This is a genomic window from Pseudomonas sp. BIOMIG1BAC, assembly GCF_001705995.2.
Taxonomy (GTDB): Bacteria; Pseudomonadota; Gammaproteobacteria; order Pseudomonadales; family Pseudomonadaceae; genus Aquipseudomonas; species Aquipseudomonas sessilinigenes.
On record NZ_CP049045.1, the window covers coordinates 5049400 to 5072469 of the forward strand.

Genomic DNA, 23070 nt, shown 5'->3' on the forward strand with positions numbered 1-23070 from the left:
AGCAATCTTCATCTGAAGCCCTGCTCCGACCTCTTTTTCACAGGACACAGCCATGACCGTCTACTTCATCGGTGCCGGCCCCGGCGACCCGGATCTGATCACCGTCAAGGGCCAGCGCCTGATCCATCGCTGCCCGGTGATCATCTATGCCGGTTCGCTGGTCCCCCAGGCGGTGCTCGAAGGGCATAGCGCGGTACGGGTGATCAACAGCGCCGAATTGCACCTGGAACAGATCATCCAGGCCATCCGCGAAGCCCATGCCCAGGGCCAGGATGTGGCCCGGGTGCACTCCGGCGACCCAAGCCTGTACGGCGCCATCGGCGAGCAGATCCGCTGCCTGCAGGAGCTGGAGATTCCGTTCGAGATCGTCCCCGGGGTTACCGCCACCGCCGCCTGCGCCGCGCTGCTGGGAGCGGAGCTGACCTTGCCCGACGTCTCCCAGAGCGTGATCCTCACCCGCTATGCGGACAAGACCAGCATGCCCGCCGGGGAAGAATTCGCCAGCCTCGCGGCCCACGGCGCCACCATGGCCATCCACCTGGGGGTCAACCACATGGAGCGGATCGTCGCCGAGCTGCTCCCCCACTACGGCGCCGACTGCCCCATCGCAGTGGTGCACCGGGCCACCTGGCCGGACCAGGACTGGGTACTGGGAACCCTGGCGGACATCGCCGCCAAAGTGGCCGCCAAGGGCTTCCGGCGCACCGCGCTGATCCTGGTGGGCCGGGTGCTGGCCAGCGATGCCTTCAGTGAGTCATCGCTGTACCGCGCCGGCCACGCCCACCTCTATCGGCCCTGACGGCCTGGTTCCAGGCATAAAAAAACGGCGCTCACGGTGCGCCGTTTTTTTGTGTCGCAGCGAACGCCTTAGTAGTAGGCGTTTTCTTTCTGCGTGTGGTCGGTGACGTCGCGCACGCCCTTGAGTTCAGGGATACGCTCGAGCAGGGTGCGCTCGATACCTTCCTTCAAGGTCACGTCCGCCTGGCCGCAGCCCTGGCAGCCGCCGCCGAATTGCAGCACGGCGATGCCGTCATCGACCACGTCGATCAGGCTGACCTGGCCGCCGTGGCTGGCCAGCCCCGGATTGATCTCGGTTTGCAGGTAATAGTTGATGCGCTCGTTGATCGGGCTGTCGGCATTGACCATCGGTACCTTGGCGTTTGGAGCCTTGATAGTCAGTTGCCCACCCATGCGATCGGTGGCGTAGTCGACGACCGCATCATCGAGGAAACCTTCACTGAAGGCGTCGATGTAGGCGGTGAAGCTCTTGAGACCCAGGGCCTTGTCCTCGGGCTTTTCTTCGCCCGGCTTGCAATAGGCGATGCAAGTCTCGGCGTATTGGGTCCCTGGTTGGGTGATGAAGATGCGGATGCCGATCCCGGGAGTGTTCTGCTTGGACAGCAGATCAGCCAGATAATCGTGGGCGGCGTCGGTAATGGTTATGGCGCTCATGGTGGTTCCTCGCAGACGTGGGCGCAGTTTACGCCAATCGATGCTGCTGAAAAAGTCCTAGTGTTTTTGTCAGGATAGACCTTGGTATAAGGCATCCCCGGGACGCCAAGGGTCGGCCCGGGGCGCACGAATGCTCTAGCTCAAAGGTTTTCGTAGCGGTTCATGTCCATGACCCCCGCCTCCACCGGGTCGGTTTCCTTCAAATAGCGGGTCTGGTCGTGGAAGTACTGCCAGAACTGCGGGTGGCTGCGGCGAATCCCCCAGCGTTCGACGATCTTCTCGAAGCCCTCGGCGTCCCTGGCCTCTTGCATGGCCGCAACGAACTCAGGCACCTGGGTGGACGGGATATCGAAGATGAAATTCGGGTAGCTGCTGAGGATACCCGGGAAGATCGTCAGGGTGTCCAGGCCCGGCTGGTAACGCAGCGACTCGCCGAGCATGAAGGCCACGTTACTGTGGGCGCGGTTGCGCAGCATGCTGTAGAACTCGCGCTTGCCACCAGGCGTCTGCACCCTCAGCAAGGTAGCCTCGGGCAACTGCTCGATGACCTTGAGCCCTGCCGCCGGCCGCGACGCCAGGCGGCTCAGGGCCTGTTCGGCATCTTGCAGGGCCGGGTCGATGTTGGGCCGCGAGCAATAGGCGCTGTCACAACGGTTGATCGGGTCCGGCTTGGCATTGAGTTCGCCATAGCGGACCAGCAACTGGTTGGCAAAATCCTTTTTCGGCTCCTTCAGGTCCAGCTTCAGGGCACTGCGCTTGCTGTCGTCGATGGACTCATAATCCAGCCACATCTTGAACTTGCCGCTGTTCTGGTACCAATCGTCGAGGAAATCCTCACGGGTACCGGCGGGCATCAGGCGCAGGAAGTTCTGCTCGGCGCCGTTGCGGATCAAGTCGAAGTACAGCCGGGTCTGGGCCTGGTGCGAAACGTTGCCGAATACGTCGAAGTTCACCGCCAGCTGGTAATAAGTGCGCTCCAGCAACGGATAGTCGAACAGCCACATCGTCTGCGGAATCTCGCCGATCAGGCCCTTGGTCACCGAGGCGCTGTCGAAGTGGCGAAAGATGCTCAACAGCGCGTTGTCGTTGCCGGCCCACAGGGTCGACCAGCTGGGCGCCGGGGCCTCGGCGTAGGAGTCACGGCGCAGGGCCTCATACTCGTTGCGCTTGTCGCGGTAGGCCAACCACAGGCTGAGCACGCTGCCGACATCGTCGTTCTGCCCGGGCATCGCCAGCAAGGGCGTGGCCTGGCCACGATAGGCCGGGTCGGTGATGTACAGGTCATGCTCCGGGGCCTGGAACAGGGCCCAGAAGTTGTCGCGGATCACGTCGGTGGCGATCTGCCCGCGGCATACCGGGCCACGGATGAAGGTCCGCACGAAGTACTCGGCATTATCCAGCATGAACTGGTAGCGGGCCTTGGCCGGGATCGCCTCGAAGGTCTCGAACGGATTGGCCCGGCGTCCGGGCCCATAACCCGGCAACGCGCTGACCTGCCAATCGCCGCTGTAGAACAGGGTCTTGACCCGGGCCAGCTTCGCCGCGCCCAGCGGGTAAGTGATGTGGGTCTTGTGCACGATCACCCCCTGCACCGGCCACAGGCGGTAGTACACCTGGGTGCCCGGGTCGTCGTTGGGGCGCCGGGTATTGATCAGGTCGATGGGCTGGCCAGTGGGGGTACGCGAGCGCACCCACTGGAAGAAATGCCCAGGCTCACCGCCTTCAAAGTAGATGTGCGCCAGGAACCAATGCTCGTAGAGCCAACGCGCCACCAGGCTCTCCCGGGCGCCGGGGGCGTTGAGCAGGTTTTCCCACTGGACCACCTGCAGGCTTTCCCGGGCGCTGGGGGCCAGGGCCTGCTCGTCGATCGGTGCCCCGGAAGCCAGCCAGCGCTGTAGCGTCTGGTACTGCTGGTTGGTCAAGCCAGTGACCGCCAGGGGCATGCCTTCCTTGGGATGGGCCCCGGCATAACCGTCGAACTCGGCCGGCTGCGGGCACATGTTCTCCCGGTTCAGGCCCAGGACGATCTCACTGGGCAGCTTGGCATTGGGTTGCAGCGGCGTACGGTGCCCCAACTCCAGCATCCGCGCCATCAGCGCCGCCTGGCTGCCCTGGGCATCGAGCACCGAATAGAACCCGCGGCTCTGCCAGGCCGCCTTGCCGCTGGCATCGTAGAACAGCCGGGTCGGGGCCTGGGCCTTGCTCCGCTCACCGTCGTATACCGGCGCCTTCGAGGCGCCACGGGCAGCCCCTTCACCGCTGCCCAGGTTGAGTTGGCAGGCCGAGTCGTAGCAGGCATGGCAAGCCACGCACTTCTCGGTAAAGATCGGCTGGATGTCGCGGGTATAGGAGATCGCCGGCGCCGGACCTTGTGCCATACACAGTGAACTCAATAGCAGCAGCACGCTGCTGACGGCAAAACGATACGGCATGTCCCTGGTCCCGAAAGTAAAAACGTCGCGATTCTACCGGTCCGCTCGGCGAACCAACATGAACGATATTCATGCAAAACCTGTGCATACCGCAAAACCATGCAGGTTTGCTATGCTCCACGCCCTTCGTAATGGCCTTTCCAGGTAGTCCCCATGTCTGACCGCAGTGCTCGCCTCCACGCTCTCCAGCAAGCCCTCAAGGAGCGCATCCTGATCCTCGATGGTGGCATGGGCACCATGATCCAGAGCTACAAGCTCGAGGAGCAGGACTACCGTGGTGAACGCTTCGCCGACTGGCCCAGCGACGTCAAGGGCAACAACGACCTGCTGGTACTGACCCGTCCGGACGTGATCGGCGCCATCGAGAAAGCCTACCTGGACGCCGGGGCCGACATCCTCGAGACCAACACCTTCAACGCCACCCAGGTGTCCCAAGCCGACTACGGCATGGAGGCGCTGGTCTACGAACTGAACGTAGAAGGTGCCCGCGTGGCCCGCAAGGTCGCCGACGCGAAAACCCTGGAGACCCCGGATAAGCCGCGCTTCGTCGCCGGCGTCCTGGGCCCTACCAGCCGCACCTGCTCGATCTCCCCCGACGTCAACGATCCGGGCTATCGCAACGTCACTTTCGACGAGCTGGTGAGCAACTACACCGAGGCTACTCGCGGCCTGATCGAGGGCGGCGCCGACCTGATCCTGATCGAGACCATCTTCGACACCCTCAACGCCAAGGCGGCGATCTTTGCCGTGCAGCAGGTGTTCGAGGAGGACGACGTCGAACTGCCGATCATGATCTCCGGCACCATCACCGACGCCTCCGGCCGTACCCTGTCGGGCCAGACCACCGAGGCGTTCTGGAACTCGGTGCGCCACGCCAACCCGATCTCGGTGGGCCTGAACTGCGCCCTGGGCGCCAAGGACCTGCGCCCCTACCTGGAAGAGCTGTCGACCAAGGCCGACACCCATGTCTCGGCCCACCCCAACGCCGGCCTGCCCAACGCCTTCGGCGAATACGACGAGACCCCGGCGGAAATGGCCGCGGTGGTCGAGGAGTTCGCCGCCAGCGGCTTTCTCAACATCATCGGCGGCTGCTGCGGCACCACCCCACCGCATATCCAGGCCATCGCCGAGGCCGTGGCCAAACACAAGCCGCGGGCAATCCCGGACATTCCCAAGGCTTGCCGCCTGTCGGGCCTGGAGCCGTTCACCATCGATCGCCAGTCGTTGTTCGTCAACGTCGGCGAGCGCACCAACATCACCGGCTCCGCCAAGTTCGCCCGGCTGATCCGCGAAGAGAACTACACCGAGGCCCTGGAAGTCGCCCTGCAGCAGGTCGAGGCCGGCGCCCAGGTGATCGACATCAACATGGACGAAGGGATGCTCGACTCCCAGGCCGCCATGGTCCGCTTCCTCAACCTGATCGCCGGTGAGCCGGACATCTCCCGCGTACCGATCATGATCGACTCCTCCAAGTGGGAAGTGATCGAAGCGGGCCTCAAGTGCATCCAGGGCAAGGGCATCGTCAACTCGATCTCGATGAAGGAAGGCGTCGAGCAGTTCAAGCATCACGCGCGCCTGTGCAAGCGCTACGGCGCGGCCGTGGTGGTGATGGCCTTCGACGAGGTCGGCCAGGCCGACACCGCCGCGCGCAAGCGCGAGATCTGCCAGCGCAGCTACGACATCCTGGTCAATGAAGTGGGCTTCCCACCGGAAGACATCATCTTCGACCCGAACATCTTCGCCGTGGCCACTGGTATCGAAGAGCACAACAACTACGCCGTGGACTTCATCGAAGCCTGCGCCTACATCCGCGACCACCTGCCCTATGCCCTGTCGAGCGGCGGGGTGTCCAACGTGTCGTTCTCGTTCCGTGGCAACAACCCGGTGCGCGAGGCGATCCACTCGGTATTCCTCTACCACGCGATCCAGAACGGCCTGACCATGGGCATCGTCAACGCCGGCCAGCTGGAGATCTACGACGAGATCCCACCGGCGCTACGCGACAAGGTCGAGGACGTGGTGCTCAACCGCACCCCGGAAGGCACCGACGCCTTGCTGGCCATCGCCGACGACTACAAGGGCGGCGGCGCCAGCAAGGAAGTCGAGGACGAGGCCTGGCGTTCGCTGCCGGTGGGCAAGCGCCTGGAGCACGCGCTGGTCAAGGGCATCACCGCCCATATCGTCGAGGACACCGAGGAGTGCCGCCAGCAGTGCGCACGGCCGATCGAGGTCATCGAAGGCCCGCTGATGAGCGGCATGAACGTGGTTGGCGACCTGTTCGGCGCCGGCAAGATGTTCCTGCCCCAGGTGGTCAAGTCGGCCCGGGTGATGAAACAGGCCGTGGCCCACCTGATTCCGTTCATCGAAGCCGAGAAAGGCGACAAGCCCGAGGCCAAGGGCAAGATCCTCATGGCCACGGTCAAGGGCGACGTGCACGACATCGGCAAGAACATCGTCGGCGTGGTCCTGGGCTGCAACGGCTACGACATCGTCGACCTGGGCGTGATGGTGCCGGCGGAGAAGATCCTGCAGACCGCCCGCGATGAGAAGTGCGACATCATCGGCCTGTCCGGCCTGATCACCCCGTCGCTGGACGAGATGGTCCACGTCGCCCGCGAGATGCAGCGCCAGGATTTCCACCTGCCGTTGATGATCGGTGGCGCCACCACGTCCAAGGCCCACACCGCGGTGAAGATCGACCCCAAGTACAGCAACGACGCGGTGATCTACGTCACCGACGCCTCCCGCGCCGTGGGGGTGGCCACCCAGCTGCTGTCCAAGGAACTCAAGCCCGGCTTCGTCGACAAGACCCGCCAGGAATACGTGGAAGTGCGCGAGCGCACCGCCAACCGCAGCGCCCGCACCGAGCGCCTGAGCTACGCCCAGGCCGTGGCCGCCAAGCCGCAATATGACTGGGCGGCCTACCAGGCCACGGTCCCCTCCTTCACTGGCGTGAAGATGCTCGACAACATCGACCTGCGCGAGCTGGCCGAGTACATCGACTGGACGCCGTTCTTCATCTCCTGGGACCTGGCCGGCAAATTCCCGCGCATCCTCGAGGACGAAGTGGTGGGCGAAGCCGCCACCGCGCTGTACCAGGACGCCCGCGAAATGCTCGACAAGCTGATCGACGAGAAGCTGATCAGTGCCCGGGCGATCTTCGGTTTCTGGCCAGCCAACCAGGTTGCGCATGACGATATCGAGGTCTATGGCGAAAACGGCCAGACCCTGGCCACCCTGCACCACCTGCGCCAGCAGACCATCAAGCCCGACGGCAAGCCCAACCTGTCCCTGGCCGACTTCGTCGCGCCCAAGGACAGCGGCGTGACCGACTACATCGGCGGTTTCATCACCACCGCCGGCATCGGGGCCGAGGAAGTGGCCAAGGCCTACCAGGACAAGGGCGACGACTACAGCTCGATCATGGTCAAGGCCCTGGCCGACCGCCTGGCCGAAGCCTGTGCCGAGTGGCTGCACGAACAGGTGCGTAAAGAACACTGGGGCTACGCCAAGGATGAACACCTGGACAACGAGGCGCTGATCAAGGAGCAGTACAGCGGCATCCGCCCTGCCCCGGGCTATCCGGCGTGCCCGGACCACACCGAGAAGAGCACCCTGTTCGCCCTGCTCGATCCCGAGGCCAGCGAAGGCAGGGCCGGCCGTAGCGGCGTGTTCCTCACCGAGCACTTCGCGATGTTCCCGGCGGCCGCTGTCAGCGGCTGGTACTTCGCCCACCCGCAGGCGCAGTACTTTGCCGTGGGCAAGGTCGACAAGGACCAGGTGCAGAGCTACACCCAGCGCAAGGGCCAGGAACTGGCGGTGAGCGAGCGCTGGCTGGCCCCCAACCTGGGCTACGACAACTAGGAGCGAGCCGGCTCCCTTGCCTGGACATTGTCTATGCTCTGTTGACACCCAACCGTGTCGAGGGATTTATGGACGATCCAAGCAACAGCCGGCCACCCACCTTCCTGCAAATGCTGCAAAGCGTTCTGGCAGCAGCCTTCGGCGTACAGAGCGGGAAAAACCGCGCCCGCGACTTCAGCCACGGCAAGCCCAGCCACTTCATCGCGCTGGGCATCCTGTTCACCACGCTGTTCGTCCTGGTACTGCTGGGCATCGCCAAGCTGGCGATGCACCTGGCGGGTGTCTGATCATCTAGCGCAGCAGCAATTGCAAGCCGAAGGGGTAGCGATAGCCTGCCGGCTTGCCCTGCGCGGACAAGGCACGAAAGTCCACGCCCGTCCCGGCCTGGTTGCCCAGGCGCAGCAATTGCTGGGCCTGGGTCCGGGTCAGGGGTTGTAACAGCGGCAGGCGCCAGTCCGGCCCGCCCAGGAGCCGGGGATCGATCCCCAACGCGTCATCGTGCAGTGCCACCAGGGCCCAGCCACCCAGGGTGAAGTGCCCGGCGACCAGCACCGACAACTGTCCATCGATCAATGCCTGCAAAGCCTCGGGCGAGCTGTTGAGGCCGCTGAACAACAGGTCCTTGCCCGGCTTGAGCCCCAGTTCACGGGCGGCATCCATGGCCCCCAAGGCCATTTCATCGTTGGCCGACCAGACCAGCCGGGTCTGCGGATAGCGACGCAACAGTTGCTGCGCCTGGCGATAGGCGCGCTCCCGTGCCCACTCGCCATAAACCAGCTGGCGCAAATGCACCTGCGGGAATTCGGCCAGGGCCCGACGTAGCCCCTGCTCGCGCAGTTGCGCCGAGGGCGTGACCTTCAACCCGGAGAAAGCCAGGAGTTCGATGCTCTGCCCGTCCGCCACTGGCCCGTGCTGGCGCAAGAGTTCCTTGAGCATCAGGTAGCCAGCTTCTTCATCGTTGCCCAGCATGCTGCCGATCCAGTCGGAGTACTTGTGCCGGCTCTGGCTGATCAGGTCGCGCTGGTCCTGGGTCAGCGCGCTGTTGACGATGAACAGCTTGATCCCGGTACCCTGGGAAAGCCGCAGGATCTGCGGTGCGATGTACTGCTCGTTCACCAGCATCAGGTAGTCGGGCTTATGCGCCCCGCGGATCACTTCCCGGGCTTGCTCCAGGGTCCTGCCAGCGTCGCGCTCGGCATAGAGGATGCGCAGGTCCATGCCCAGGTTCTTGGCGGCGATCTGCATGAAATGCGAATAGCTGACCCAGAAGGTCTCCGTGGAATTGCCGGGATTGAGAAACACCACTGATGTGGCCTGAGCCAGGGTCCAGAACGGCAGGCTCAACCACAACACACACTTGCACAACAACTTGAACATCACGAAAAGAGCCCCAGAATTATCCCAGGCAGTATAACTGGCAAAATACTGGCCAACGGCGGCAAATTGTCCCGATTGTCCGACAACCCAGGCTCTTTGTTATCGCCTTGCTATTGGTGGCTGACCCAAAACACGGCCGTACCCACGACCAGTATGATCAGAAAGAGAATGGCCCAAGCATCAACGGTACTGTCGTTTTTCCTGGCTTTGGTTGGATGGCTCATAGCATCGCCTCTAGTAGATTTTATCGGTGACTGCTCAAAGACACGTCCACAGTTAAGCCCATGATTTCCCACACCTCAAATGTGGATACTGATAAAGGCTCTTCGTTAGTCATTTTGGTTCTTTACATATACTCAAACATCACTTTTGCGCATAACTGCAAACTGGTATCGTTCGGCGGCTCCGATCGGAGTGCGCGGCCGTGCGCGCAGATTTGCTTACGTGGGTAGCGTTGAGCATCAACGAAGGCAGAACGAGATGAACCCGGTGACCCGCCGCTATCGACGTCAGTCGCAACGGCCTGATGAACCTGTTCACCGCAGTATTTGCCGAGTGTGCCTTCAAGCCGCCTGTAGCCTGAGAACTGGACCTATATGTACGTATACGACGAGTACGATCAGCGGATCATCGAGGACCGCGTCAAGCAGTTCCGTGATCAGACCCGACGCTATCTGGCAGGTGAGCTGAGCGAAGAAGAATTCCGCCCCCTGCGCCTGCAGAACGGGCTTTACATCCAACGCTTTGCCCCGATGCTGCGGGTCGCCGTGCCCTATGGCCAGTTGAACTCGCGCCAGGCACGGATGATGGCCAAGATCGCCCGCGACTACGACAAGGGCTACGCGCACATCAGCACCCGGCAGAACGTGCAGTTCAACTGGCCGGCCCTGGAAGACGTGCCGGAGATCCTGGCCGAGCTGGCCACCGTGCAGATGCACGCCATCCAGACCAGCGGCAACTGCCTGCGCAACGTCACCACCGACCAATTCGCCGGCGTCGCTGCCGACGAGCTGGTGGACCCGCGCCCCTGGTGCGAGATCGTCCGCCAGTGGACCACCTTCCACCCCGAATTCGCCTACCTGCCGCGCAAGTTCAAGATCGCCATCAATGGCTCGACCGCTGACCGCGCAGCCATCGAGGTGCACGACATCGGCCTGGAGCCGCACTACAACGCCGCCGGCGAGCTGGGCTTCCGGGTGCTGGTGGGCGGTGGCCTGGGCCGGACCCCAGTGGTCGGCGCCTTCATCAATGAGTTCCTGCCCTGGCAGGATCTCCTGAGCTACCTCGACGCCATCCTGCGGGTCTACAACCGCTACGGCCGGCGCGACAACAAGTACAAGGCGCGGATCAAGATCCTGGTCAAGGCCCTGACCCCCGAAGTGTTCGCCGAGAAGGTCGATGCCGAGATGGTCCACCTGCGTGGCGGCCAGACCACCCTGACCGAGGCCGAAGTGCATCGCGTGGCCCGGCACTTCGTCGATCCGGACTACAAGGCCCTGGACAACCAGGATGCCGCCCTCGCCGCCCTGGACCAGGAGCACCCGGGTTTCGCCCGCTGGCGCACCCGCAACACCCTGGCCCACAAGAAGCCGGGCTACGTGGCCGTGAGCCTGTCGCTCAAGCCCACCGGCGTGGCCCCGGGCGATGTCACCGACAAGCAGTTCGATGCCATCGCCGACCTGGCCGACCGCTACAGCTTCGGCTTGCTGCGCACTTCCCACGAGCAGAACGTGATCCTCGCCGACGTCGAGCAGAGCCAGCTGTTCACCCTGTGGGGCGAGCTGCGGGAAAACGGTTTCGCCACCCCGAACATCGGCCTGCTGACCGACATCATCTGCTGCCCTGGCGGTGATTTCTGCTCCCTGGCCAACGCCAAGTCGATCCCGATCGCCGAATCCATCCAGCGCCGTTTCGACGACCTGGACTACCTGTTCGACATCGGCGAGCTGGACCTGAACATCTCCGGTTGCATGAACGCTTGCGGCCACCACCACGTGGGCCACATCGGCATCCTCGGCGTCGACAAGAAAGGCGAGGAGTTCTATCAGGTCTCCCTGGGCGGCAGCGCCAGCCGCGACGCCAGCCTGGGCAAGATCCTCGGCCCGTCCTTCGCCCAGGACGACATGCCCGATGTGATCTCCAAGCTGATCGACGTGTACGTGGAGCAACGCACCGAAGACGAGCGTTTCATCGACACTTACCAACGTATTGGCATCGACCTCTTCAAGGAGCGCGTCTATGCAGCGAATCATTAAGAACAACGAGGTCGTCGACGAAACCTGGCACCTGCTGCCCAAGGACGCGACCCTCGACGGCATCTCCAACTGCGACGACCTGATCGTGCCGCTGGCCCTGTGGCGCGATCACGGCCACGCGCTCAAGGCCCGTGACGGCGGCCTGGGCATTTGGCTGGACGCGGACGAAGAAGCCGAAGAAATCGGCGACGATGTCCACAACTTCCAGGTGATCGCCTTGAACTTCCCGGCCTTCACCGACGGCCGCAACTACTCCAACGCCCGCCTGCTGCGTGACCGCTATGGCTACAAGGGCGAGCTGCGGGCCATCGGCGACGTGCTGCGCGACCAGCTGTTCTACCTGCAACGCTGTGGCTTCGACGCCTACGCGCTGCGGGCCGACAAGGACCCCTACGAAGCCCTGGAAAGCCTCAAGGACTTCTCGGTGACCTACCAGGCCTCCACCGACCAGCCACTGCCGCTGTTCCGCCGCCGCTAAGCGTCGCGCCAACAAAAAGCCCTGGACCGGTTTCCCGCTCCAGGGCTTTTTTGTATCTGGCGTCTTCTAGACCGTCATCGCCGGCACGCTCCTACAAAAGCCATGGGTTCGAGCTTCGTTGTAGGAGCGAGGCTTGCCCGCGATCGCTCTCAAGGAGAGCACCAACGGCAAGCTCGCGCGGCCTTACCAGAAACGCTGCTGGGTCAGGCGGCTCCACCAGGTCAGCAACACGCGGTCCACCGAACCGCTGGCCGCCAGCCCTACCCGCTCCTGCAGGCTCTTGCGCTCGGCGTAGTGCAGGTGGAACACCTCGGCCGCCTTGGCTTTTTCGGCCAGGTACTCGTCGCTGGTCTGCAACTCGTCCACCAGCTGTTTTTCCTGGGCCGCCACACCCAGCCAGACTTCGCCGGTGGCCACTTCGTCGATGGCCAGTTGCGGGCGATAGCGGGCCACGAAGTTCTTGAACAGCTGGTGGGTGACGTCCAGGTCCTCCTGGAACTTCTCCCGGCCCTTCTCGGTGTTCTCGCCGAACACGGTCAGGGTGCGCTTGTATTCACCGGCGGTGAGCACCTCGAAGTCGATGTCGTGCTTCTTCAGCAGGCGATTGACGTTGGGCAACTGCGCCACCACGCCGATGGAGCCGAGGATGGCGAACGGTGCGCTGATGATCTTCTCGCCGATGCAAGCCATCATGTAGCCGCCGCTGGCCGCGACCTTGTCGATGCACACGGTCAGCGGCACCCCGGCCTGGCGAATACGCGCCAGCTGCGAGGAGGCCAGGCCATAGCTGTGGACCATGCCGCCGCCGCTTTCCAGGCGCAGCACCACTTCATCCCTGGGCGTGGCCAGGCTCAGCAACGCAGTGATCTCGTTGCGCAGGCCCTCGGTGGCCGAGGCCTTGATATCGCCGTTGAAATCCAGCACGAACACCCGCGGCTTATCCTCGGCGGGCTGCTTCTTCTGCTTCTTCTCGGCCTTGCCCTTGGCCTTGCGCAAGGCCTTGAGCTGATCCTTGTCCAACAGGCTCTGCTCCAGACGCTCGCGCAGCTCCTTGTAGAAATCGTTCAGCTTGCTGACCTGCAACTGCCCGACACCCTTGCGCCGCCCCTTGCTGCGCAGGGCGGCGGCGGTGATCAGCACCACCAGGATGGCGACCACCAGGGTCACGGTCTTGGCCAGGAAACTGGCGTACTCGACAAAAAACTCCACGGAAACTCCTTACGCATGATCGCCGCCAACCCGCGGCGCAATGGGTCCAAGCATACCGGCGCGACCGGTCGGCCACCAGTCGCGAAACCTTGTGTAATCACGCTCCAACAATCATTTCAAACAAGCGTATGTTTTTTCATTGACAGCTCACCGGCATCCTCATAACCTCGCAAAACTTTCAACGTGCCGGGATGACGCGGACGTGGGCAGCATCTACTTGATTCGACATGGCCAGGCCTCCTTCGGTGCAGACGACTATGACGTGCTGTCGCCCATCGGTGTTCGCCAGGCCAGCGTCCTGGGCGACCACCTGGCCGCCCTCGGAGTGAACTTCGATCGCTGCCTGTCCGGTGACCTGCAACGCCAACAGCATACCGCCCAGGCCACCCTGGAGCAGCTCGGCGCTGCCGGCCTGGCCCGGCCGACGCTGGAGATCGACCCGGCATTCAACGAGTTCGACGCCGACGCCATCATCCGCGCATTGCTGCCCGACCTGTTGTCCCAGGAACCCGAGGCGCTGAACACCCTGCGCAACGCCGCGCAAAATCGTGCTGAATTCCAACGCATCTTCGCCCTGATCATCCAGCGCTGGCTGGCCGGCACCTACGACCCACCCGGGCTGGAAAGCTGGCTGGGCTTCGTCGAGCGGGTCCAGGGTGGCCTGCAACGAATCCTGGAGGCCGCGGACAACCGGCAGAAGATCGCCGTGTTCACCTCCGGCGGCACCATCACCGCCCTGCTCCACCTGATCACCCGGATGCCCGCCCAGCAGGCCTTCGAACTCAATTGGCAAATCGTCAACACCTCGCTCAACCAGCTGAAGTTTCGCGGACGCGAGGTGTCCCTGGCTTCCTTCAACGGTCATACGCATCTGCAACTGTTGAAGGCACCGGAGCTCATCACCTTCCGTTGAGCCCGATTCACTGTGAACCTTGCTGTAACCACCCATAAAAGGATCGAACCATGACCTCCGTAGCTGACGCCGTAAAAGCCATGCAAGCCAAGTTCAACCCAGCTGCCGCTGCCGGCCTGGACCTGGTTTTCGGTTTCCGCATCGATGACACCAAGCACTTCTCGCTGGTAGTGAAAGACAGCACCTGCGAACTCAAGGAAGGCGAGAACCCAGACGCCCAGGTCACCCTGGTGATGGACGGCGAGACCCTGGACGGCATCGTCAGCGGCGAAACCGACGGCATGCAGGCGTTCATGGGCGGCAAGCTGCGCACCGAAGGCGACATGATGCTGGCCATGAAACTGAGCGAACTGTTCCCAGCCTAAGCGGCACAGTTTCCAGCTCCTGACGAATCCCGCCCCATGGCGGGATTCGTCGTTTCAGCCCTGGGCAAGTTGCCTCATCGGTGCCACGGCGGATGCCGCCAGCAGCTCCCGGGTATAGGGGTGTTGCGCCGCGGCGAACAACTGCTGCGTCTGGCCACGCTCCACCACCTGGCCGTCCTTCATCACGATCAAGTCATGGGCCAGGGCCTGGACCACTGCCAGGTCGTGGCTGATGAACAGGTAGGTCAGGCCATGCTCTTGCTGCAAGCGCCGCAGCAGTGCCACCACCTGCTTCTGCACCGTGCGGTCCAGGGCCGAGGTGGGCTCGTCCAGCAGGATCAGTTCAGGCTTGAGTACCAGGGCCCGGGCGATGGCGATGCGTTGGCGTTGACCACCGGAAAACTCGTGGGGATAACGATGCCGCGCGGCCGGGTCCAGGCCCACCTGCTCCAGCACCTCGATCACCGCCCGCTCCTGTTGCCCGGAGTCCAGGTCGGTGTGCACCCGCAAGCCCTCGGCAATGATCTGCTGCACGCTCAGGCGCGGACTGAGGCTGCCGAACGGGTCCTGGAACACCACCTGCAGTTGTCGGCGCAGCGGCCGCAGCTGCGCCCCCTCCAATCCCTCCAGGGCCTGCCCATTGAAGCGGATATGCCCTTCGCTGGCGATCAACCGCAGGATCGCCTGGCCCAGGGTCGACTTGCCCGAGCCGGACTCACCAACGATGCCCAGGGTCTTGCCCCGTTGCAGTTGCAGGTCGATGCCATCCACCGCCTTCAGGTAGCGCCGTGGCCGCCACCAGCCGCCGCCCTGGCGGAACCAGACCTTGAGTCGCTCCACCGCCAGCAGGGTCTCACTGCTCCCCCTGGGCAGGGCCTGGCCACCGGGCTCGGCATTGAGCAACTCCAGGCTGTAGGGATGTCGAGGCGCCTGGAACAGCTGCTGGCAATCAGCCTGCTCGACAATGCAGCCGCCGCGCATTACCGCCACGCGCTGGGCAATGTGGCGTACCAGGTTCAGGTCATGACTGATGATCAGCAACGCCATGCCCAGGCGCTGTTGCAACGCCTGGAGCAACAGCACGATCTTGCGCTGCACGGTCACATCCAGGGCCGTGGTGGGCTCGTCGGCGATCAGCAACTGCGGCTCGCAAGCCAGGGCCATGGCGATCATCACCCGCTGGCGTTGGCCCCCGGACAACTGGTGCGGATAGGCCTTGAGCCGCTCCCGGGGTTGCTGGATCCCCACCAGCTCCAGCAGTTCGAGGATCCGCTCCCGGGCCTGGGCTCCCGCCAACCCCTTGTGCAGGCGCAGGGTCTCGCCCAACTGCCGCTCGACGCTGTGCAGCGGATTGAGCGAGCTCATGGGCTCCTGGAAGATCATCGCGATACGGTTGCCGCGCAGTTGGCGCAAACGCCCCGGCGCCCCCCCCAGCAACTCTTCCCCGCGATAGCGGATGCTGCCCTCGATCCGTGCCGTACGCGGGTCGAGCAATTGCAGGATGCTGTGGGCGGTCACCGACTTGCCGGAGCCGGACTCGCCCACCAGCGCCAGGCATTCACCAGGGCGGATCTGAAGGTCCAGGCCATGCACCACCTCGGTGGCACCGAAGGCCACTTTCAGGCCACGTAGTTCAATCAGGGCTTGGGTCATCTTGGGCACTCGCAGTTTCAACTCTTGGGATCGAAGGCATCGCGGCAGCCTTCGCCGATGAACACCAGCAACGACAGGATCAATGCCAGGACGAAGAACGCCGTCAGCCCCAACCAGGGCGCTTGCAGGTTGCTCTTGCCCTGGGCCACCAGCTCGCCCAGCGACGCGCTGCCAGCGGGCATGCCGAAGCCGAGAAAATCCAGGGCCGACAAGGTGGCGATGGCCCCGGTGAGAATGAACGGCAGGTAGCTCAGGGTGGCGTTCATGGCGTTGGGCAGGATATGCCGGCCCATCACCAGTACATCGTTCACCCCCAGCGCCCGGGCCGCCTTGACGTACTCCAGGCTGCGGCTGCGCAGGAACTCGGTGCGCACCACGTCCACCAGGGCCAGCCAGGAGAACAGCGCCATGATCCCCAGCAGCCACCAGAAGTTCGGCTCGACGAAGCCGGACAGGATGATCAGCAGGTACAGCACCGGCAACCCCGACCAGACCTCCAGCAAGCGCTGTCCCCAGAGATCGACCCAGCCGCCGTAGTAGCCCTGCAGGGCGCCGGCAACGATGCCGACCAGCGCACTGATGGCCGTCAGCGACAAGGCGAACAGCAGCGACACCCGCACCCCGAAGATCACCCGGGCCAGCACGTCCCGGGCCTGGTCGTCGGTGCCCAGCCAGTTATCGCCACTGGGTGGGCTGGGGGCCGGTTGTGTCAGGTCATAGTTGATGGTGTCGTAGCCGAAGGGAATCGGCGCGAACAACAACCAACCGCCCTGCCCTTCGATCAACTGGCGAACCGCGGCGCTGCGGTAATCCGGCTGGAACGGCAGCTGGCCACCGAACTCCTGCTCGGTATAGCGCTGCAACGCCGGGAAATACCACTGCCCCTGGCATGACACCAGTAACGGCTTGTCATTGGCGATCAGCTCGCCGCCCAGGCTCAGGGTGAACAAGCCGAGGAACAGCCACAACGACCACCAGCCACGCCGGTGCGCTTTGAAACGTTGCCAGCGACGCCGGCCCAAGGGAGACAGGACAGGCATCAAAGGTTCCTCGCGGCGAAGTCGATGCGCGGATCGACCAGGGTATAGGCCAGGTCGCCCAGCAGTTTTATCAAGAGCCCGAACAGGGTGAAGATGAACAGCGAGCCAAACACCACCGGGTAATCCCGGGCCACCGCCGCCTCGTAGCTCATGCGCCCCAGGCCATCGAGGGAAAAGATCACCTCGATCAGCAGCGAACCGCCGAAGAACACCGTGACCAACGCCTGGGGCAGCCCCGCCACCACCAGCAGCATGGCGTTGCGAAACACGTGGCCATACAACACCTGGTGCTCGCTCAGGCCCTTGGCCCGCGCGGTGACCACGTACAGGCGCGAGATCTCGTTGAGGAAGCTGTTCTTGGTCAGCAGGGTCAGGGTGGCGAAGCCGCCGACTACCAGCGCGCTGACCGGCAGCACCAGGTGCCAGAAGTAGTCCGCCACCTTGCCCCAGGCCGAGAGCTGGTCGAAGTCGTCCGAGACCAGGCCGCGGGCCGGGAACCAGTCCAGCAGGGTGCCGCCGGCGAACACCACGATCAGCAACAGGGCGAACAGGAACCCCGGCATGGCGTAGCCGACGATGATCGCCGCGCTGCTCCAGACATCGAACCCCGAGCCGTTGTGCACCGCCTTGCGAATCCCTAAGGGAATCGACACCAGGTAGGTGATCAGGGTTGCCCACAGGCCCAGGGACAAAGTCACCGGCAACTTGTCCAAGATCAGCTCGGTGACCGTGGCGCCGCGAAAAAAGCTCTTGCCGAAGTCCAGCCGGGCGTACTGCCCGAGCATCAGCCACAAGCGTTCGCTGGCAGGCTTGTCGAAACCGTACTGGCGCTCGATGTCCGCCAGCAGCTTGGGGTCCAGGCCCCGACTGGCCCGGGACTCGCCCGCCACGCTCTCCACATGCCCGCCGCCCACCGCGGCATTGGCGCCGATACCCTGCAAACGGGCGATGGCCTGCTCCACCGGTCCTCCGGGAGCGGCCTGGACGATGACGAAATTGACCAACAGGATGCACAACAAGGTCGGCACGATCAGCAGCAGGCGCCGCAGGCTATAGCCCAGCATGGACCACCTCCGCGCTGCGCTTGCGCATCTGGCCCTGGGTCAACGCCGTCGGGCTGATTTCCCACCAGCTGTCCAGCCCGGCGTCATACAACGGGGCGATCGCCGGGCGGCCGAAGCGGTTCCACCACACCGTGGAAATGCCCGGCGGGTAATAGTTGGGAATCCAGTAGTAGCCCCACTGCAACACCCGGTCCAGGGCCCGGGCATGGGCCAGCATGCTGCTGCGGTTGTCGGCCCGGACCAGGCCCTCGAGCAAGGCATCCACCACCGGATTCCTGAGCACCATGTAGTTGTTCGAGCCGGGGTCGTCGGCCCCCTCGGCGCCGTAGTAGTTGAACAACTCGCGCCCCGGAGCCTGGGACACCGGGTAGCCGACGACGATCATGTCGTAGTCGCGACTGCGCACCCGGTTGGTGTATTGCGCGTTGTCCACCTGGCGAATGTCGAAGCCGATGCCGATCTGCGCCAGGTTGCGCTTGAACGGCAGCAACAGGCGTTCGAAGCCCTTCTGGCCATTGAGGAAAGTGAACTGCAGCGGCTCGCCGGCGGCATTCACCAGGCGATCGCCGCTGGGCACCCAGCCGGCTTCGCGCAGCAGTCGCAGCGCCTGCAACTGCTGGCCACGGACGATCCCGCTGCCATCGGTCCTGGGCGCCTCGAACACCTGGGTGAAGACCTCATCCGGGACCTGAGCGCGCCAGGGTTCGAGAATCTTGAGCTCCTCGGCCGACGGCAGGCCCACCGCCGCCAGTTCACTGTGGGAGAAGAAGCTGCGCTGGCGCAGGTACATGCCGCGCATCATCTGCCGGTTGCTCCATTCGAAATCCCACAGCAAGGCGATGGCCTGGCGGACCCGGCGGTCCTGGAACAGCGGTCGCTGCAAATTGAAGACGAAGCCCTGGGTGCCCTGGGCCGCGCCAGGGGCCAGGTGCTCGCGCTGCAGGCGGCCATCGTCCAGGGCGGCACCGGCATAACCGATGGTGTAGGCAGTGGCGGAGAACTCGCGGTTGTAGTCGTAGCCACCGGACTTGAGGATCTGCCGCGCCACATCGGTATCGGCGAAGAACTCCAGGCGCAGGCGATCGAAGTTGTAGCGCCCGCGCGCCACCGGCAGGCGCTCACCCCACCAGTCCTTGACCCGCTCGAAGGTCACGCTGCGCCCGGCATCCACCTTGGCCACCCGGTACGGACCACTGCCCAGGGGCGGCTCGAAACCCCCGCCATCGGCAAAATTGCGCCCCCGCCACCAATGCTCGGGCAGTACCGGCAGCGACGCCAGGTCCAGGGGCAAGGTGCGGCTCTCGGCATTCTTGAACACAAAGCGCACTTGGCTGGGCGACTCCACCAGGACCTCGGCCACATCGGCGAACTGCTGGCGGTACTTGAGGCTGCCCTGGGTCATCAACAGTTCGAAGGTGAAGCGCACATCGCTGGCGCTGATCGGCCGGCCATCGGCGAAGCGCGCTGCCGGGTTCAGGTACAACCGCAGCCAGCGCCGGTCCGGGGCCAGCTCCAAGCCCTGGGCCACCAGGCCATACACCGTGTAGGGCTCGTCCTGGGAGCGGTAGGCCAGGGGCGCGTAGACCCAGCCATCGACCTCGGCCACCCCGGTACCCTTGTCGATGTAGGGCACCAGGTGATCGAACGGTCCGCTCTCCAGGGCAGAACGGCGCAGGCTGCCGCCCTTGGGCGCGTGCGGATTGACGTAGTCGAAGTGACTGAAGCCTGCCGGATACTTCGGTGCCTCGCCGTACACCGTCAACGACGGTTGCACGGCAGCCGACACCGCCGGGCTCAGCAGCACCCACAGCCAGAGCAAGAAGATGGTTCGCAACGGCATTGCAACAAGCCCCTCTAGACAGCGACCGGGAGCGCGCGGGCCAAGAGGGCCCGTGCGCCAGGTACCCGGACGCGATTCTCGATGATCGCAACGCCCCGCTCCTGCCTGCCTTGTGCAATCAGGCCGGCCTTTTTATAGAGCGGGGTCTAGATCCATTGGTTACTAAAAAACCTTCGGACTGCTGTTTCCGCTCGGTTCAGAAGCTGTAGCTGAGCCGGGTATACAAGGTCCGCCCGAAGGGATCCGAGTAGCGCGGGTCGTAGCCGCTCTGGAAGGTGTAGGTCTGGTTGCTGAATGGCGGCTCGCGATCCAGCAGGTTCTTCACCCCCAGGGTGACGGCCAGGGATTTGCGCCAGGTGTAGGTGCCTGCCAGGTCCCAGACGCTGTAGGCGCCGACGCTGTGATGGGTGCTGGGGTCCGAATCGTGATAGCCGCTGGTGTAGCGGTTGGTCAGGCTGGCGCCCAGCGGCCCCTGGTTCCAGGTCGCGGTCAGGCTGTGGCGCCAGCGTGCCACTGCACCGGCGGAGGAAAAATCACCGCCGCGAAAATCCCCCAGCTTGTCGATGAAGGCGCCCTTGAGCTCTTGCTGGTACTCGTAGCGGTTGACGTAGGTACCTTGCAGCGCCACGCCGAACTGGCCCCAGGCCAGGGCCGGCAGGCGATAGTCGAAGTTGACGTCCACCCCTTCGGTCTTGAGCTTGCCCAGGTTGGACAGGCCGGTGACCACATGGTCGATGGAGCCATCGGCCTTGCGTACCAGGCGATCGGGATACAAGCCGGGATTCTCGAACGGCGAGGACTCGGGGAACTCGGCGATCTGGTTGGCGATGTCGATCCACCAGAAGTCCAGCCCGGTGGTCAGGCGCTCGAAGGGCTGGTAGACGAAACCCAGGGTCACGTTGCGCGCGGTCTCGGGCTTGAGGTTGCGGTTGCCACCAGAGCTGCGGTTGAACTGCTGGGCGCAGTCGCGGTTGGCGATCCCGCCATTGCTCGGATTGCCACCGGCGCACAGCACCGGATCGTTGTAGTTGGCGTTGGTGAAGGTGGTATAGCTCGGGTTGTACAACTCGTACAACGAAGGTGCTCGGAAACCTTCGCTATAGGCACCGCGAACCACCAACTCGCGAAACGGCTGGAAACGGAACGAATACTTGGGGTTGGTGGTGCTGCCAAAGTCGCTGTACTTGTCATGGCGCACCGCGGCCGACAGCTCCAGGCTGTCGAGCACCGGTACGTTGAGCTCGGCGTACTGGGCCTGCACGCTGCGATCACCCGTCACTGCACCATTGGGATCGACCCCCAGGTTCTGCAAGTCACCGGCAAAGGCCGCGAAATCCTGATGGAAATCCTCCTTGCGGTACTCGCCACCCAGGGCCAGGCCGGCCGACCCCGCACCGAACCAGTCGCCGATCTCGCGGCTGGCACGTCCGTCGATGGACTTGACCCGGCCCACAGCGGTGCCGTAGTCGCCGCTTACCGTATTGGCCGCCAGCAAGGCTTGGCCTGCGCTGGTCTGCGGCCCAAAGGGGTTGATCACCCCGTTGGCGATCCCTTGGCGCACCGCCAGGTCGCTCACATAACCGCTGCGGATGGTGTTGGTCACCTTGTTCTGGTTGTAGGCCGCGCCCAGGTTGTAGTCCCAGCCGGCCACGTTGCCGTCGAAGCTCAGCAGCAAGCGTTGGTTGCTGTTGTCGTCTTCATGCCGACGAGCGCCGACCGGGGCTTCACGCCAGTTCACCGAGACCGGTTGCGAGGGGTCGAGGACAAAATCGCTGGGGCCGGGGGTGATGCCATTGCCCGGATAGAACGCGGTACCCGGGTTGATCTGGTTGCCCATCAAGGTGCCGGGGCCGATCTGGGTACGGTTCTGGTTGCGTGCCCAGAAGTATTCCAGGCTGACGTTATGTTCATCGCCCAGTTTGCCGGTGGCCTTGGCGAAGGCCGAGGTCTTCTCGGTTTCCGGCACCAGGTCCAGGTAGCTCCACAGGCTCTGCCGGCAGATGCCATTGCGCGACAGCAGCCCCGGGGCGTTGCAGCCGGAACCGGCCAGGGGATTGGTGGCGTTGCCGCCCTGGGTCCAGTTCGCCGGGTAGGCCGTGCCGGAGGTGTAGTCCAGGCCGCGACCGGGCTGGTAGTTGTAGGTGTAGCCACGATCCTTGGCCGCCAGGCGCTCCTGCTTATCGTGGCTGACCACGCCAAAGACATTGAAGCGATCTTCCTCCAGGTCGCCGAAACCCCAGCTGCCGCTGAAGTTCTTGCTCTGGCCACCGCCTGAATGGGTCGGGGTGTCGTAGCTGGTGCTGACTTGGCCGGTGGTGAGGCTGGTCTTGGTGATGAAGTTGATCACCCCGCCGATGGCATCGGTGCCGTACAGCGCCGAGGCACCGTCACGCAGGACCTCGACCCGGTCGATGGCGGCAAAGGGAATGGTGTTCAGGTCCACCCCGGAACCGTTGCTGGAGCTGGTGGCGTTGTTGCTCAGGCGCCGGCCATTGAGCAGCACCAGGGTCTTGTTCGGACCGATGCCGCGCAGGTCGGCAAAGGCCGCGCCGCCGCTGCTGGAGCCCACCGAACGCCCGGAGCCCACCGAGGACTGGTTGGCGGAAATACGGTTGATCAACTCCTCGGTGCTGGTCACGCCCTGCTCGCGCAGCTTCTCGACCCGCAGCACGGTGACCGGCACCGCGGTCTCGGCATCGACCCGGCGGATCGCCGAGCCGGTGACTTCGACCCGCTGTAACTGGGTGGTGGGCTCGGCGAAGGTCGCCGGGGCCACGCTGGCAGCCGGGGTCGCTGCGGCGCTGATCACCACGCCCTGGGTGCCCTCTTCGTCCTTCAGGCCAGTGCCTTGCAACGCCAGGGCCAGGGCCTGGCTATGGCTTAGCTGGCCCTTGATCGCCGGGGCGGAATGCCCGGCCACCAGCGCCTGGGAAAAAGAGATCGGCAAGCCGCTCTGGCGCGAGATACCCAGCAGCGTCTGGTCCAGCGGACCGGCGGGCAGGTCGAACGACTCGCTGGCGGCCCAGGCTGGAACAACCTGCAGAGACAGCAGCAAGGCCAGGCTCAAGGGGGATTTACGGGGTACAGACAGACTCATGGATAACCATCCCTGCGTTAGGTTTATGCAG

The 23070-nt window shown here is 64.1% G+C and carries 16 protein-coding genes; 7 read left to right on the forward strand and 9 right to left on the reverse strand.

Annotation, left to right across the window (positions count from 1 at the left end; translation table 11 throughout):
* Positions 1 to 52: 52 nt before the first annotated feature.
* Positions 53 to 799 (forward strand): precorrin-4 C(11)-methyltransferase, encoded by a 747-nt coding sequence (gene cobM / locus ATY02_RS23425; protein WP_068581414.1) that lies wholly within the window; start codon positions 53 to 55, stop codon positions 797 to 799.
* A gap of 68 nt (positions 800 to 867) precedes the next feature.
* Here cobM and nfuA read toward each other — a convergent pair whose 3' ends face one another.
* A complete protein-coding gene (gene nfuA, locus ATY02_RS23430) occupies positions 868 to 1452 on the reverse strand; it encodes a Fe-S biogenesis protein NfuA (protein WP_047305029.1) in 585 nt (194 codons plus the stop codon).
* A gap of 140 nt (positions 1453 to 1592) precedes the next feature.
* The gene (locus ATY02_RS23435; RefSeq protein ID WP_068581417.1) at positions 1593 to 3884 is read right to left on the reverse strand and encodes a fatty acid cis/trans isomerase; all 2292 of its coding nucleotides are present in this window, start codon (positions 3882 to 3884) and stop codon (positions 1593 to 1595) included.
* Between the two features lie 153 nt (positions 3885 to 4037).
* On the opposite strand from ATY02_RS23435, the gene metH reads away from it, so the two are divergent.
* Both metH and ATY02_RS23445 read left to right on the forward strand, forming a co-directional pair.
* On the forward strand, positions 4038 to 7748 hold the full coding sequence (gene metH / locus ATY02_RS23440) for a methionine synthase (protein WP_068581420.1): 3711 nt from the start codon (positions 4038 to 4040) through the stop codon (positions 7746 to 7748).
* A 68-nt stretch (positions 7749 to 7816) separates the two neighbouring features.
* On the forward strand, positions 7817 to 8035 hold the full coding sequence (locus ATY02_RS23445) for a DUF2970 domain-containing protein (RefSeq protein ID WP_068581422.1): 219 nt from the start codon (positions 7817 to 7819) through the stop codon (positions 8033 to 8035).
* Between the two features lie 4 nt (positions 8036 to 8039).
* Here the strand turns inward: ATY02_RS23445 and ATY02_RS23450 are convergent, their stop codons facing one another.
* On the reverse strand, positions 8040 to 9125 hold the full coding sequence (locus ATY02_RS23450) for an ABC transporter substrate-binding protein (RefSeq protein WP_068581425.1): 1086 nt from the start codon (positions 9123 to 9125) through the stop codon (positions 8040 to 8042).
* A 596-nt stretch (positions 9126 to 9721) separates the two neighbouring features.
* Between ATY02_RS23450 and ATY02_RS23455 the strand changes: the two genes are divergently transcribed.
* The gene (locus ATY02_RS23455; protein ID WP_068581428.1) at positions 9722 to 11380 is read left to right on the forward strand and encodes a nitrite/sulfite reductase; all 1659 of its coding nucleotides are present in this window, start codon (positions 9722 to 9724) and stop codon (positions 11378 to 11380) included.
* Positions 11364 to 11858 (forward strand): DUF934 domain-containing protein, encoded by a 495-nt coding sequence (locus ATY02_RS23460; protein WP_068581431.1) that lies wholly within the window; start codon positions 11364 to 11366, stop codon positions 11856 to 11858. The genes ATY02_RS23455 and ATY02_RS23460 overlap by 17 nt, the downstream gene beginning before the upstream one ends.
* A gap of 183 nt (positions 11859 to 12041) precedes the next feature.
* Here ATY02_RS23460 and sohB read toward each other — a convergent pair whose 3' ends face one another.
* Positions 12042 to 13067, reverse strand: a complete 1026-nt coding sequence (sohB, locus tag ATY02_RS23465; RefSeq protein WP_068581436.1) for a protease SohB — start codon at positions 13065 to 13067, stop codon at positions 12042 to 12044.
* A gap of 202 nt (positions 13068 to 13269) precedes the next feature.
* Here sohB and ATY02_RS23470 point away from each other — a divergent pair, with 202 nt between their 5' ends.
* Positions 13270 to 13980 carry a histidine phosphatase family protein gene (locus ATY02_RS23470; RefSeq protein ID WP_068581439.1) on the forward strand — a complete coding sequence of 237 codons (711 nt, stop codon included), beginning with the start codon at positions 13270 to 13272 and terminating at the stop codon, positions 13978 to 13980.
* 50 nt (positions 13981 to 14030) lie between these two features.
* The gene (locus ATY02_RS23475; protein WP_068581441.1) at positions 14031 to 14345 is read left to right on the forward strand and encodes an SCP2 sterol-binding domain-containing protein; all 315 of its coding nucleotides are present in this window, start codon (positions 14031 to 14033) and stop codon (positions 14343 to 14345) included.
* Between the two features lie 54 nt (positions 14346 to 14399).
* On the opposite strand, the gene ATY02_RS23480 is transcribed toward ATY02_RS23475, so the two are convergent.
* The 5 genes from ATY02_RS23480 to ATY02_RS23500 all read right to left on the reverse strand — a co-directional run bounded on the left by ATY02_RS23480 (position 14400) and on the right by ATY02_RS23500 (position 23039).
* Complete coding sequence (locus tag ATY02_RS23480) at positions 14400 to 15998, reverse strand: ABC transporter ATP-binding protein (protein WP_068581444.1); 1599 nt, start codon at positions 15996 to 15998, stop codon at positions 14400 to 14402.
* A 17-nt stretch (positions 15999 to 16015) separates the two neighbouring features.
* The gene (locus tag ATY02_RS23485; RefSeq protein WP_068581448.1) at positions 16016 to 17038 is read right to left on the reverse strand and encodes an ABC transporter permease; all 1023 of its coding nucleotides are present in this window, start codon (positions 17036 to 17038) and stop codon (positions 16016 to 16018) included.
* Positions 17038 to 18102 carry a microcin C ABC transporter permease YejB gene (locus tag ATY02_RS23490; RefSeq protein WP_068581454.1) on the reverse strand — a complete coding sequence of 355 codons (1065 nt, stop codon included), beginning with the start codon at positions 18100 to 18102 and terminating at the stop codon, positions 17038 to 17040. Before ATY02_RS23490 ends, ATY02_RS23485 begins: the two co-directional genes overlap by 1 nt.
* Positions 18089 to 19942: an extracellular solute-binding protein gene (locus ATY02_RS23495; protein ID WP_068581458.1), complete on the reverse strand. Its 1854-nt coding sequence runs from the start codon at positions 19940 to 19942 to the stop codon at positions 18089 to 18091. The genes ATY02_RS23490 and ATY02_RS23495 overlap by 14 nt, the downstream gene beginning before the upstream one ends.
* Before the next feature lie 196 nt (positions 19943 to 20138).
* Complete coding sequence (locus ATY02_RS23500; RefSeq protein ID WP_141698234.1) at positions 20139 to 23039, reverse strand: TonB-dependent receptor; 2901 nt, start codon at positions 23037 to 23039, stop codon at positions 20139 to 20141.
* Positions 23040 to 23070: the final 31 nt, after the last annotated feature.

Coding starts and splice junctions, on each gene's coding strand:
- ATY02_RS23480 (WP_068581444.1), bottom strand. CDS start 15,998: ATGACCCAAGCCCTGATTGAACTACGTGGCCTGAAAGTGGCCTTCGGT.
- nfuA (WP_047305029.1), bottom strand. CDS start 1,452: ATGAGCGCCATAACCATTACCGACGCCGCCCACGATTATCTGGCTGAT.
- metH (WP_068581420.1), top strand. CDS start 4,038: ATGTCTGACCGCAGTGCTCGCCTCCACGCTCTCCAGCAAGCCCTCAAG.
- ATY02_RS23435 (WP_068581417.1), bottom strand. CDS start 3,884: ATGCCGTATCGTTTTGCCGTCAGCAGCGTGCTGCTGCTATTGAGTTCA.
- ATY02_RS23495 (WP_068581458.1), bottom strand. CDS start 19,942: ATGCCGTTGCGAACCATCTTCTTGCTCTGGCTGTGGGTGCTGCTGAGC.
- ATY02_RS23445 (WP_068581422.1), top strand. CDS start 7,817: ATGGACGATCCAAGCAACAGCCGGCCACCCACCTTCCTGCAAATGCTG.
- ATY02_RS23490 (WP_068581454.1), bottom strand. CDS start 18,102: ATGCTGGGCTATAGCCTGCGGCGCCTGCTGCTGATCGTGCCGACCTTG.
- ATY02_RS23450 (WP_068581425.1), bottom strand. CDS start 9,125: ATGTTCAAGTTGTTGTGCAAGTGTGTGTTGTGGTTGAGCCTGCCGTTC.
- ATY02_RS23460 (WP_068581431.1), top strand. CDS start 11,364: ATGCAGCGAATCATTAAGAACAACGAGGTCGTCGACGAAACCTGGCAC.
- cobM (WP_068581414.1), top strand. CDS start 53: ATGACCGTCTACTTCATCGGTGCCGGCCCCGGCGACCCGGATCTGATC.
- ATY02_RS23500 (WP_141698234.1), bottom strand. CDS start 23,039: ATGAGTCTGTCTGTACCCCGTAAATCCCCCTTGAGCCTGGCCTTGCTG.
- ATY02_RS23475 (WP_068581441.1), top strand. CDS start 14,031: ATGACCTCCGTAGCTGACGCCGTAAAAGCCATGCAAGCCAAGTTCAAC.
- ATY02_RS23485 (WP_068581448.1), bottom strand. CDS start 17,038: ATGCCTGTCCTGTCTCCCTTGGGCCGGCGTCGCTGGCAACGTTTCAAA.
- ATY02_RS23455 (WP_068581428.1), top strand. CDS start 9,722: ATGTACGTATACGACGAGTACGATCAGCGGATCATCGAGGACCGCGTC.